The organism is Veillonella montpellierensis (assembly GCF_947090115.1).
In the GTDB taxonomy this organism is placed as follows: domain Bacteria; phylum Bacillota; class Negativicutes; order Veillonellales; family Veillonellaceae; genus Veillonella; species Veillonella montpellierensis.
Map to the genome: position 1 here is coordinate 16,638 of NZ_CAMUMS010000006.1, position 13,806 is coordinate 30,443.

At 37.9% G+C, this 13,806-nt stretch carries 11 protein-coding genes; all 11 read left to right on the plus strand.

Annotated features, from left to right (window positions below; translation table 11 throughout):
• The first annotated feature begins 81 nt into the window (after positions 1–81).
• Positions 82–1,128: a hypothetical protein gene (locus tag P6940_RS04110; protein WP_277293277.1), complete on the plus strand. Its 1,047-nt coding sequence runs from the start codon at positions 82–84 to the stop codon at positions 1,126–1,128.
• Positions 1,125–1,967 carry a PSP1 domain-containing protein gene (locus tag P6940_RS04115; protein WP_277293278.1) on the plus strand — a complete coding sequence of 281 codons (843 nt, stop codon included), beginning with the start codon at positions 1,125–1,127 and terminating at the stop codon, positions 1,965–1,967. Before P6940_RS04110 ends, P6940_RS04115 begins: the two co-directional genes overlap by 4 nt.
• A 19-nt stretch (positions 1,968–1,986) precedes the next feature.
• Complete coding sequence (locus tag P6940_RS04120) at positions 1,987–2,967, plus strand: tRNA1(Val) (adenine(37)-N6)-methyltransferase (RefSeq protein WP_277293279.1); 981 nt, start codon at positions 1,987–1,989, stop codon at positions 2,965–2,967.
• A gap of 91 nt (positions 2,968–3,058) precedes the next feature.
• Positions 3,059–3,931, plus strand: a complete 873-nt coding sequence (rsmI, locus tag P6940_RS04125; protein ID WP_423839111.1) for a 16S rRNA (cytidine(1402)-2'-O)-methyltransferase — start codon at positions 3,059–3,061, stop codon at positions 3,929–3,931.
• Between the two features lie 2 nt (positions 3,932–3,933).
• A complete protein-coding gene (metG, locus tag P6940_RS04130) occupies positions 3,934–5,931 on the plus strand; it encodes a methionine--tRNA ligase (protein WP_277293280.1) in 1,998 nt (665 codons plus the stop codon).
• Entirely contained in the window at positions 5,931–6,701 is a 771-nt protein-coding gene (locus P6940_RS04135; protein ID WP_277293281.1) for a TatD family hydrolase, read from the plus strand. The genes metG and P6940_RS04135 overlap by 1 nt, the downstream gene beginning before the upstream one ends.
• A gap of 107 nt (positions 6,702–6,808) precedes the next feature.
• A complete protein-coding gene (locus P6940_RS04140) occupies positions 6,809–8,347 on the plus strand; it encodes a Ppx/GppA phosphatase family protein (protein ID WP_277293282.1) in 1,539 nt (512 codons plus the stop codon).
• A gap of 26 nt (positions 8,348–8,373) precedes the next feature.
• A complete protein-coding gene (locus tag P6940_RS04145; protein WP_038153013.1) occupies positions 8,374–9,927 on the plus strand; it encodes a phosphatase in 1,554 nt (517 codons plus the stop codon).
• The gene (gene ppk1, locus P6940_RS04150; protein WP_277293283.1) at positions 9,927–12,035 is read left to right on the plus strand and encodes a polyphosphate kinase 1; all 2,109 of its coding nucleotides are present in this window, start codon (positions 9,927–9,929) and stop codon (positions 12,033–12,035) included. The genes P6940_RS04145 and ppk1 overlap by 1 nt, the downstream gene beginning before the upstream one ends.
• Before the next feature lie 271 nt (positions 12,036–12,306).
• Positions 12,307–12,840, plus strand: a complete 534-nt coding sequence (gene rnmV, locus P6940_RS04155) for a ribonuclease M5 (protein WP_277293284.1) — start codon at positions 12,307–12,309, stop codon at positions 12,838–12,840.
• A gap of 60 nt (positions 12,841–12,900) precedes the next feature.
• Positions 12,901–13,758 (plus strand): 16S rRNA (adenine(1518)-N(6)/adenine(1519)-N(6))-dimethyltransferase RsmA, encoded by an 858-nt coding sequence (gene rsmA, locus P6940_RS04160; RefSeq protein WP_277293285.1) that lies wholly within the window; start codon positions 12,901–12,903, stop codon positions 13,756–13,758.
• Positions 13,759–13,806 lie beyond the last annotated feature (48 nt).

A 13,806-nucleotide genomic window follows, 5' to 3' on the forward strand; every position in this document is an offset into this window, starting at 1 on the left:
TTTTAGTATAGAAAATATATAGCACCTATGATAAAATAATACTGTTATTGTTGTATAAATTTTGCTAGTAAGAGGTGAATTATGACATATTTTGATTCTGTAATAGGACAAGATACTAATAAGTCAACTCTTATAGAATTAGTTCATAAACAAGTCTTACCGCATAGTATATTATTCTATGGTGAGGCGGGCCTTGGTAAATTAGATATGGCCATAGGACTAGCTTCGTTATTGATAGGCAGACAGGTATTTTCCCCTCATGGTGGTAAGGAGTATTTAGCCCATATAGATACGATTCGCAGTCAACAGGGTGAATCAGATAAAAAAATTCAAGCTGAAGGATTATCGATGTATGTGGACCAACACGAGGCTTTTTGGTTGCGTCCTGTGAAAACTATGTTAAAGGTAGAACAATGGTATACACTGCTTCAAACCTATCTTACGGTAACGAGTGAATCACCTCGCGTCGTTATTATTGAAGACTTTCAGACGGCCAACGCAGTCATGGCTAATGCTATGTTAAAAACGATTGAAGAACCACCTGACAATGTATACTTTATTATCATTACGAATACAATCCATACAGTGTTACCAACCATTATATCTAGATGTATGGCGTTGCCTTTTACCGCAGTTTCTGATGATATCATTCGCGATACCTTAAAAAAAGAAGGGATTACAGGCGATATTGAACAAGCAATTATCTCTGGACATGGTAATCCTGCACTCGTTAGGCAACTCGCGATCGAGGGGCAACTTAAGATGCTTTCCTTAGCGGTCGATATTATGGATGCTTTGTCCTTTGAAAGTAGGTATTTTACACTCATATCGTTGTGGACAGAATCACTCAGTCGTGATGACATGATCGAAGTATTACATTGGATTCGTGTGTTGGCGAGAGATATGTTAGCCTTACGTTATGGGGCTACAAGAGATACATGGCAATGTCCTTTGCATCATGATACATTGCTGACTATGCTGCCTGTATGGCGGACTAAAACCTTAGATTATTTAATGAAACAATCATTACAAGCTGAAAAGGCGTTAAAATTATATGTAAAAACATCATTAGTGGTTGATGGATTGATAATAGCAGTTCATCGAGCACTACAGGAGGATACAGATTGATTACTATTGTAGGTGTGCGATTTAAAAAAGCAGGAAAAATATATTATTTTTCACCAGGAACTATTAATTTAGAGTTACATGATGGTGTCATTGTGGAAACGGCTAGAGGATTAGAATATGGTTCAGTAGTAATCGGTCCTCGTATGGTAGCCGATGATGCAGTGGTGCAACCATTGAAAACAGTGATTCGTAAAGCTACCGCGAAAGATATGAAGCAAGTTAATAAAAATGAGTTGCGCGAACAAAAGGCCTTTTCTATTTGTTTGGAAAAAATTGCTAACCGAAATTTGCCCATGAAATTGATTGATGTAGAATACACATTTGATATGAATAAAATCATCTTTTTCTTTACTGCTGATGGGCGTATTGATTTTCGTGAATTGGTTAAGGATTTAGCGACTGTATTTAGAACGCGTATTGAGTTACGACAAGTGGGCGTTCGTGATGAAGCTAAAATTATCAATAGTATTGGTGCTTGTGGCAGATCACTATGTTGTTCCACTTATTTAGGAGATTTTTCGCCCGTATCAATTCGCATGGCTAAGGATCAAAATTTGAGCTTGAACCCGACTAAAATATCAGGTGTATGTGGTCGATTAATGTGTTGCTTAAACTATGAAGATCATTTATATGCTAAGGGGGGCGATTTGTATGTACAGAAAACAAATCAACCTCCTGTAGATGTAGAGCCACCTGGTGTAGGTAAAGATGTGGTAACCGATGAAGGCATCGGTAAGGTAGTAAAGATTAATAAAAATAAAAAAACTGTGAAAGTACAGCTTGAGGCAGGAAGAACTATCGATTTGCCTTGGTCAGAGGTGGCAGAACCGGATGAATGAGGTGAAGAATAGGAAGACTATGAATCAACCTTTTGACAGACATTTTTCCGACTCTTCGGCACAGTTAGAAATTGCACTGAAAGAGCAAAACTTGATAGACACGGGACGATTGCTTAGAGATCCTCGTGTTCGACTGGACGATATAATTATTGATGACATGAAATTATATCAGCGGTCGGATCAGTTTTGCTTTTCTATTGATGCGGTTATATTAGCTAATTTTATACCTTATAAAGCAAAGGATTCCTATGTGGAATTGGGAACAGGTACAGGTATAATCCCTTTATTGGCTACTGCGAAAGGTTGTAGACATATTGTAGGAGTTGAAAAAAATCCCACCATGGCGTTATTGGCAACATGTAGTGTAGACTATAATAAAAAGAAAGAGTCGATTCAGATTATACAAGGTGATTATCGACAACTAGCCACATGGCAAACGATGAAGCATCTATCTGTAGAAGAGATAGAAAACACACAAAATCATTCCATTAATTCCGTAAGCCATGATTATAAGATAGATAGTAAGTCATCTTCTTATAAGAAAGACACTGCATCGCCCATGGTCGCCTATATCCCCTATAAGGTAGAACGCCATTTTGATGGCCTCATTGCTAATCCCCCGTATTATGGCGTCAACTGCGGTGCTCTTTCACAGCATAAGGATAGGGCGTTAGCACTTCATGAAGATGACACATCCTTAGATGAGGTGATACAAGCCGCTAAAAGGCTTGTTAAATATAAAGGAAAATATTGGATGATTTATGTAGCGGATCGTATATCCTATGTGCTAAGGCTCTTAGAAGCCCATGGGTTTGCCCCTAAACGCATACGATTTGTTCATAGTTTTCCTCATCAGGTAGCCAAATTAGTACTCGTTGAAGCGGTACAAGGGGGAAAAGAGGGCGTTATGGTAGAACCGCCTTTATATATCTATCAAGAAAAAAATGTATACAGTAAGGAGGTGAGTGACTGGTATGGAGAACAACTCATGGATACATGAAAAAAATGATAGTATTCATATAGAAAATGCCAAGCAAGATAAGGTATCGATGAGTGGGGATAGTAGATTCGTTGACCATGCAATACATGATGTGGAGCGTAATAGAAGTGGCGTACTATACTTGGTACCAACGCCGATTGGAAATATGGAAGACATGACCTATCGAGCGGTTAGAGTATTAAGAGAAGTGGATATGATTGCCGCTGAAGATACAAGACATACGGGCATTTTATTATCCTATTATGATATTCATAAACCATTAATTTCTTATCACGAACATAATAAGAATGAGAAGGGGGCGTATTTACTTTCTTTACTACAAGCGGGTAACTCCGTTGCTCAAGTGAGTGATGCAGGTATGCCAGCTATTTCTGATCCAGGTGCAGACTTAGTCAAAAAAGCGATTGCAGCGGGTATTTCCATTGTTCCTTTACCAGGTGCTAATGCAGCATTGACATCACTCATTGCTTCAGGCCTTTCTACAAAACAGTTTACATTTTTTGGATTTTTGCCAAAGCGAAAGTCGAATCGCAAAGAAATGTTATCTCGCATACGTTCACAAGACGGAACATTATTGTTTTATGAGGCACCCCATCGGTTGCGAGACGTGTTATTAGATATGCATGAACAATTAGGCAATCGACCGATTGTGATTGCTCGAGAAGTGACAAAAAAATTTGAAACTATGATTCGCACAGATTTGTCATCCTTAGTGGCGGATGATAGTCAAATTATGTATAAAGGTGAATTTGTAGTCGTTGTCGGCGGGGCGGAAACATCGCTAAACACGGCGGCGCATGATGATACTACGGAAGATATTCCCTATGAAGAAGCTGTATATAGTCTTATACAGAGTGGCATAGCTAAAAAAGAAGCGATACGAATCGTTGCTAAGAAGCGTCATGTATCACGGCGAGATGTATATAATGCCGTAGAGGCAGCGAGTGGGCAAGGAGGATTTTAAGAATGGCAGAAAATAAACGTTTTTATATTACCACACCGATTTACTACCCTAGTGCTAAATTGCATATAGGTCATACGTACTGCACTACAGTGGCGGATACGATTGCTCGGTATAAACGATTGGCGGGCTATACAGTACGTTTTTTGACAGGCTCTGATGAACATGGTCAAAAGATTCAGCGTGCGGCTGAAGAGAGAGGTATTACACCCATTGAGTATACGAATGAGATTGTATCTACCTTTCAGAACCTTTGGAAACGATTGAACATTTCTAATGACGATTTTATTAGGACTACAGATGCTCGTCATGAACGTGTAGTACAAGCTTTATTTCAACGAGCCTATGACAATGGAGATATTTATAAAGCAGAATATGAAGGTTGGTATTGTACGCCATGTGAAAGTTTTTGGACAGAACAAAAATTGGGGGATAATCATACCTGCCCTGACTGTGGTCGACCAGTAGAATTGGTTAAAGAAGAAAGTTACTTCTTTAAAATGAACAAATATGCCGATCGATGGCTACAATTTATTGAAGAACATCCTGACTTTATCCAACCAGAATCACGACGGAATGAAATGATTCAGTTTGTGAAACAAGGGTTAGAGGACTTGTGTGTATCTCGCACTAGTTTTGACTGGGGTATTCAAGTACCTTTCGATAAAAAACATGTTGTCTATGTATGGTTTGATGCACTCGTTAACTATATTAGTGCGTTGGAACCAACTATAGATGGAGACACATTAACAGGTGATTTATATAATACATTTTGGCCAGCAGATTTGCATTTGGTAGGGAAAGAAATTGTTCGATTCCATACGATTATTTGGCCGATTATGTTGATGAGTTTAGGACTTCCCCTTCCAAAACAAGTATTTGGTCATGGATGGTTAATTGTGGATGGCACAAAAATGAGTAAATCCTTGGGGAATGTGATTGATCCAATTCCATTGATTGATACATACGGATCGGATGCATTGCGGTATTTCTTACTCAGCGAAATTCAGTTGGGAAATGATGGAAACTTTACATTACCTAATTTTATACAACGCATTAATTCTGACTTGGCTAATGATTTAGGTAATTTGTTGAATCGTACAGTAGCGATGATTGAAAAATATCATCATGGAATTCTTACGAAATGTGATAGCACGAGCGAATTTGATACAGATTTAGTAGCGTTGACGATGCAAACAGTTACCGACTATGAGGAACATATGGAACATATGGAACTTAATAAAGCCTTAAAAGCTGTATGGGCTTTCATTAGTCGTACCAATAAATATATTGATGAAACAACACCATGGATATTGGCAAAACATAGTCATGATGGTGATGAAGAACGGTTACAGGCAGTTATGTATCACTTGGCAGAAGCGTTGCGTATCATTGCCATTTTAGTATCACCAATCTTACCAACTGGGGCGCCTCGTATTTGGGAACAATTAGGACTTACAGGATTTGACAAGATTACTTTACAGGATGCCACTACATGGGGGCAGATTCCAACTGGTACAAAGGTGATGAAAGGAGAACCGATTTATCCTCGTTTTGACATGCCAGAAATGATAGAGGTGTCATCAGATATAGAAAAAGAAAAGGGAACAGTCGTAACGAATACAGAGGAGGGAAAATCCGTGGAAGATAGTACAGTAGAAACGATTCCTCCTATTAAGGAATCGATTAGCTACGATGATTTTGAAAAGCTGGACTTACGCGTAGCTAAAGTGCTAACTTGTGAAAAAGTGAAGAAATCAAAAAAATTACTTAAATTTACCTTAGATGTCGGTGTAGAAGAACGTACTGTGGTTAGTGGTATTTCTAATTACTATGAACCAGAAGAGCTTATAGGGAAAAAAGTTATTTATTTAGCGAACCTATCACCACGTAAGTTAATGGGGATAGAATCATATGGTATGATTTTATCAGCCTCTGATTTTTCAGAACATTTAGAAGTAACTACGATTCAAGATATGGCACCAGGAAGCTTGGTGAAATAATGAAACTATTTGATACTCATGCCCATGTCAATGATGAAGCCTTTTTGGATGATAGAGAGCGTATGCTAGAGGCGTGTTTCGATAGCGGCGTAGAATATATCGTATGTCCCGGTTGTGATCGACCTACTTCTGAATCGGCAGTTGCCTTGGCAGAGCGGTATACACAAATTTATGCCGCTGTTGGCTTACACCCAGAAGAGGTGAAAACGGCTAAGGAAGAAGATTTTGAATATTATTACACTACGGCTAAAGAGCATCCGAAGGTTGTAGCTATTGGTGAAATCGGACTAGACTATTATTGGGACACATCTACAAAAGACCTACAAAAAGAATATTTCATTCGTCAGTTAGATATTGCACGAGAGGTAGATGTGCCGATTATTATTCATGATCGTGATGCACATGGAGATGTAATGGATTTATTGCGCCTTCATGGAAAAGGTAATCGAGGTATTTTTCATTGCTACTCGGGCAGTTACGAAATGGCTCGACAAGCGATGAAGATGGGATTTTATATCTCTTTTGCAGGACCAGTAGTATTTCCAAAATCTACATCCTTAAAAGAAGTGGCAAAAGAAATTCCTTTGGATAGACTATTGGTAGAAACTGATTCTCCTTATTTAACACCGCCTCCTTTTAGAGGAAAACGGAATGATCCATCTAAGACACAATTTGTGGTAGAAGAGATTGCTCGATTAAAAGGGATTGATCAAGAAGAATTAGCACATATCACTCTTGAGAATGGTAAAACAATTTTTAATATAAAATAATAAGAGGCACATTGCTTGGTAGAACTCTGTATATAGATATTCTATATATTAGCAACTATTAAGTAGTGTGCTCTTTTGTAAGGTAGTCAGAAAGATTTGGAGTTTATATGGAACGACTAGCATTGATAGACTTGGGGTCAAATTCAGTACGGTTTGTGATTAGTGAAATTGCAGATAATGGGAGTTATCGGCTTATTTATCAGGAAAAAGAGAGCATTCGTCTTAGTGAAGGTATGTGGGAAACTAATTATTTAACGGAAGCGGCTATGAAGCGTGCTATTAATGCGTTACAAGTTTTTTCACATATGGCAGAAGTTATGCACGCAACACACGTGTATGCAGTGGCCACAGCAGCAGTACGATTTTCTCGTAATGGCAAGGCCTTTATTAAACGGGTGTATGAAGAAACTGGAATTACTTTAACTTGTATATCTGGTGAAGAAGAAGCTCGCTTGGGATTTCTTGGTGTTATTAATACGATCGGATTGGATAATTTTGTGCTCTTTGATTTAGGCGGTGCTAGCACGGAAGTATCCTTAGTAGAAAATCGACAAGTGGTGCGTTCAGTGAGTCTACCTATGGGGGCGTTAACATTGACGGGGATGTTCCAACATGGCACAGAGTTAACGACAAAAGAGTATGATATAATGATAGCCCATATTCAAATGCTACTAGAGGATGAACCGTGGTTAAAACAGATAGGATGGCCTTTAGTTGGCATTGGTGGTACGGCCAGAAACATGGCTAAAATAGATCAGCGCTCCCACGAATATCCCATTGCTAAACTCCATAATTATGAATTAAAATATTCACGAATAGTAGAAATTTTAGAGTTAGTGACGAGTAAATCATTAGCACAACGGCGTAAAATCCCTGGACTTTCTCAAGAACGAGCCGATATTATTGTGGCGGGGGCAGCCTTGATTCAACAACTTAGTAAGTATGTAGGTGCTAAATCGATGTATATCGGTGGGTCTGGGCTTCGAGAAGGTTTATTTTATGATTACTATGGTAAACATTACATGAATACATCCGGTGTTATTGATGATATATTAATGCATTCTGCAGAAAATGTATTGCTATCAATACCTCAAAATGATTTGGACCATGTAAAATATACGGCGAATTTGGCAGATACGATTTTTGAACAATGGCAATCATTACATGGCTGTAATGAACGAATACGTAAATTATTAATGGTGGCCGCATTATTACATGATATGGGCAAACAAATTAATTATTACAGTCATGCTAGACATAGTGCGTATATGCTAGTTAATAGCAATTTATACGGTATTTCTCATGTGGAACAAGCCATATGTGCTTTCATCGTTATGAATTCTCATGGGTATACGAATAAGTTATATAAAACATCAGAGTATGCTAAATTATTAGGTAGTGGACATAAGACGATAATTGCTAAAATGTCACTCATTTTGAGTGTTGCGGAAGCGATTGATGAAAGTCATGAACAATTGGCCGTATCTGTATCATCTGTGATTACAGATCGAGAAGTGGTATTGACAGTATGGACAAAAAAACAAGTTAATGCCTTAATCGCTATGGCTGCTATCGATAAATTGACCAAGTCATTTAAAAAAGAATTTAAAAAAGAATTATTGGTAGAGTGGAAAGAGCGACTATAGACGATGTATCATGGTGAGGTGTAAAGATGGGTCTCTATAAACCATTACGCTATGCTATTTTGCATGTAGGTGCTAGTAGCATGAGTATTACTATATTAGAGTATCAAACAATTGATAAGGTAAAAGTAATTGATTACGCACGGCGAGAAGTTACATTTGGAGAAGAATTATTTCAAACGAATCGATTAAGCTTTAAGACGATTGAAGAAATATGTGTAGTATTAAAGGGCTATAAATCGCTTATGGCCGATTATGGTATATCGCGGTATAAATTATATGGTACCGCCGTAGTGCGAGAAGCGACTAATCGTCGCAGTATTTTAGATCAAATTTTTATTCATACAGGTATGCGCGTTGAAGTGGTTGATATGCCTAAGGAAGTATATTATAAATATTTTCTACTATACTTTTCTATGAATGAGGAACACTTGTTACGTGATGATGAAGCGGTGCTATTTTTAGAAATGAGCTCTGGTGGTGTAGGGTTGACCGTTTGGAAAGGTGGATCTATGCTGTTTCAAAGAAATGTGCATAGTGGATCCTTGCGCATTATGGAATCCTTTAACCGTAATGAACGGGCGGCAGCCACATTTCCAACGGCTGTAGCAGAATATATACGGCGTATGATTTCTCCTTTAAAAGCGGAATTACAAGAATGTCATATTACGAGCATTGTCTTATCTGGTGATGAAGCACGACTCATTGCGAAACTTATGAATTATGGAGAAGTATCAGATGCAACACGTAGTATTGATCCCCAGATTTTTAATGATTTCTTTGATTCCTTTCATGGTGTAACTGCGACAAAATTGATCAATCGCTTCCATTTACCAGAATTTAAAGCACATATATTAATGCCGACTATTATTTTACATCATGAGTTGATTAGTATGATTCGTCCTAAGCGACTATTGATGAATCGTGCATCCTTTTCAGAAGGCATTAGTTTATATTATGGCGCAGAATACGAAAAACATCCCTATTTACATATGTTGAGGGAACAAAATATACAGTTGGCTCGCGCTATTGCAGCCCGTTACCATACAGATGCATTGCATGATCGAGAAGTAGAACGGTTTAGCTTGCAATTTTGCCAAGCCTTAACATCCTATGGATTGCCAGAACGTTGGGCCTACTTGAGCCGCTTCGCAGCCATTTTATGCAGTGTAGGGAAATATGTAAGTCTTCGTAATCATGGGGAACACTCGTATCATATCATTATGGGTACAGATATTTTTGGCTTGTCGGAACAGGAAAAAGAAGTAGTGGCTAATGTGGTGTATTATCACTATAAAGGGACACCTAGTGATGATGACGACAATTTTTCCAAACTTACAGAATTACAAAAGATACAAGTGACTAAATTGGTGGCGATCATTCGCACTGCTTGTTCCTTAGATGCAGGTAGCAATCAAAAGGTAGAAAGTATCGATATTCAGATTGAGGATAATGTGGTTCATGTCATTGCGTATACACAAGAAGATATTTCCTTAGAAGAATGGATCTTTAAACGTGATTCTGAATATTTCACAGAAATTTTTGGCATGGAAATTCAATTGATGATTCGGAGGAATAGGTAATGTTTACTAATTCTAAATATTATTTTAATCGCGAACTGTCGTGGTTAAAATTTAATCAACGTGTCTTATCAGAATCAATGGATTGCCATAACCCTTTGTTAGAACGGTTGCGATTTATTGCTATCACTAGTTCTAATTTAGATGAGTTTTTCATGATTCGCGTGGCTGGTTTACGTCATAAAGCTATGACGGATCCGATTGATTACGATCCAGCACATATGAATGCGTCTATGCAGCTCAAAGCCATCGATGATTCTGTACGCCGCCTAGTGCATATGCAATATACGTATGTTAATAAAGTGTTGGAATTATGTGAAGCAGAAGGTTTATGCATTAAGAAAATCGATGAATTAACAGAGTCTCAAAAAGAATGGTTACAGTCTTATTTTGAACGTGAGGTATATCCTGTTGTTACCCCTCTAGCCGTTGACTCTGGACATCCATTTCCTCTGTTAGCAAATCATACGATTAATACAATCGTACAAATTAAGCGACAAGGTACAAAAGATGAAGAGGACATAAAAATTGCGATTTTACCAATTCCATCTGTGTTAAATCGATTAATTGAAGTGCCTAATAAAGAGACTAAAGAACATCATTTTATCTATTTGGAAGATGTGATTCGATACTTTGCAAAGGATTTCTTTTTAGGGTACACTATTGAAAGTGCTATGACATTCCGTGTTACAAGAGATGGCGATTTATCCATCGATGAAGAAGATACGAAAGACCTACTTACAGAAGTAGAAGCTTCATTGCGTAGACGTCGTCGTGGTGACGTGGTACGTATCGAAGTGAGTGGCACAGGTGATATGGAATTATTAGAATTTCTTTTACAAAGTTTGCAACTAGAAAAATCGGCAGCCTATCGTATTGATGGTCATTTGGATTGTCGTATGTATTTTTCCATTTGTGATATGCCTGGGTATGAACATTTGCGCTTTCCTCCGTTTGAACCACATCAACCACAAGAATTAATCGGGGTCGCTCCTTCATCTTTATTTGATGCTATTCGTGAACGAGATATTTTTGTTCATCACCCTTTTGAAACGTTTACCGTCGTAGAAGATTTTGTGGCACAAGCAGCTATTGATCCTGGAGTGTTGGCGATTAAGCAGACCTTATACCGCGTTAGCGGTCATTCACCTATTATCAAGTCCTTAATGAAAGCCGCTGATAATGGCAAACAAGTGACCGTATTGATGGAAGTAAAAGCCCGTTTTGATGAAGAAAATAATATTCAAATGGCACGGCGGTTAGAAAAAGCGGGTTGCCATGTTATTTATGGATTAAAAGGACTAAAAACGCATTCGAAGATTACGATGGTGGTTCGTAGAGAAGCAGATGGCATTCGCCGCTATGTGCATGTGGCGACAGGCAATTATAATGGTAAAACAGCTCGTATGTATACGGATTGTGGTATTTTTACGTGTAATGATGAATATGGTGCAGATGCGTCTAGTTTCTTTAATGTCATTTCTGGTTATTCTGATCCGCCACTATGGAATAAATTTATTGTAGCCCCTTTGAATTTGCGAGAAAAAATTATTGAATATATTGACAATGAAATTCAACAGGCAAAGGCGGGCAATCCAGCCTATATGATTGCAAAAATGAATTCTTTGTTGGATAAGAAAGTGATTGCAAAATTATATGAAGCTTCTTCGGCGGGAGTAAAAATTGATTTAATCGTACGTGGCATTTGTACATTGCGTCCCGGTATTACTGGCGTTAGTGATACCATATCTGTACGGTCTATTGTAGGTAGATTTTTAGAACACCATCGGTTATTTTACTTTTATAATGGGGGCCATGAAAATATATTTCTTTCCAGTGCTGATTGGATGCCTAGAAATTTAAATGAACGGGTGGAATTGATGATTCCTGTTGAAGATAAACGACATAAAACACGTATTATGGATATTCTACGCTTGTATCTAGAAGATAATCAAAAAACACATATAATGCGTGCTGATGGTAGTTATAGAAAGACAGTGAATCACGAACATCCTATTTCAGCACAAGAAGAATTGATGCGAGAAGCTAAAGAAGCCGACACAGAACGCATGACCGTAATTGAACGATTGCAACCAATTTATAAGTCATAATGACCGCTATGATGTCTTATTATAGCTATTGTATTTCTTTGTAGATGTAGACATTGAATTTTTATAGACTAGAAAGAAGTCGATAGAACTATAGGTTAAAAAGCAATGAATAACCAATTATTCTAGAGAATAGTATGCATATGCTACTTTTATAAGAACTACCATAGAATCTAGTCTACGGTTGATTTGTACAAGTCATATTGATGGAGATAATAGTGGTAGATAGTATGCGCGAATGAGAGATTACGTGAGTCATTACAGGAGATATGATATGTTGAAAGAAGTCATTGTAGTAGAAGGAAAATCTGATGTACAACGTATTTCACAAGCTGTGGAAGCAGATTGTATTATAACGGAAGGTTTTAATCTACATAAACGACAATTGGATAAAATTCGCGTAGCCTATGAAAAACGAGGTATTATTATTCTCACGGACCCTGATTATGCAGGAGAGCGTATTCGTCGTTTTTTGGCAAAACGATTTCCTCAGGCACAACACGCTTTTGTGCCGAGAGAGGAGGCCTTTGCTAATGATGATATTGGCATCGAACAAGCATCGCCAGAAGCCATTCGTAAAGCTTTATCAGTATTACATACGCATAGCATGACATCATCTAATGAGCTCTCAATGACTGACTTGGTAGCACATGAGTTGATAGGAGCTGATAATAGCGTTCATAGACGCACACAATTAGGTGCTGCGTTAGGCATAGGTTATGGTAATGGAAAACAATTTTTATATCGCCTTAATCATTATGGCATTAGTCGCCAGGACTTTGAAACGGCGATACGTGATATAGAATAAAATACATTTTGGTAAGTATAAGCGATAATAGGATTAAATGGATAGAGAAAAGGAGTCTGTATGTTAGAATCAGTAATTGCAAGCCCAGAAGTTGTACACTATGTGTGTAAACGCTTTGGCATTCATATGAGTAAAAAGTTAGGACAAAACTTTTTAATTCGTCGCTCCGTGGTTGATGAAATTGTACATGCTGCTAATGTAACAGAAATTGATCGAGTTCTTGAAATTGGACCTGGTATTGGTACATTAACCCAAGGACTAGCACAAACAGGTGCTACGGTAACAGCGATTGAGTTAGATCGACGTTTATTGGAAGTACTAGATACTACTTTGGCCCCTTATGACAATGTACAGATTATCCATGGTGATGCATTAAAACTAGATATACCATCGATTATGAATTATCAACCATTTAAAGTAGTAGCTAATTTACCCTACTATATTACAACACCTATTATTATGCATTTATTAGAAAGTAAACTGCCTATTGAATGTATGGTTATGATGGTTCAAAAAGAAGTTGCTCAGAGAATGGTGGCGACTCCTGGCACAAAAGCCTATGGTGCTTTATCGGTAGCTGTGCAATATTACACAGAACCGGATATTGTATTAGATGTACCGCCAAAAGCATTTTTGCCAGCACCAGCTGTCAATAGTGCAGTAGTTCGTTGCACAGTGCGTACTACTCCACCAGTTGATGTGATTGATGAAAAACGATTTTTCCGTGTTGTTAAAGCTGGCTTTGAACAGAGACGAAAAACTTTTTCCAATACGATGAAGACCACAGGACTTGCCAAAGAAATGATTGCTACTATATTAGAAAAAGCTGGTATTGATGGAAATCGTCGAGGTGAAACGTTTACATTAGAGGAATTCGCACGTATAGCTAATGCGTGGTCTACCTTAGAGGTGAAATAAAGTTTAAGACGATCAGATGGTTCCTTTATTTCTACGCAGGGCATTCCA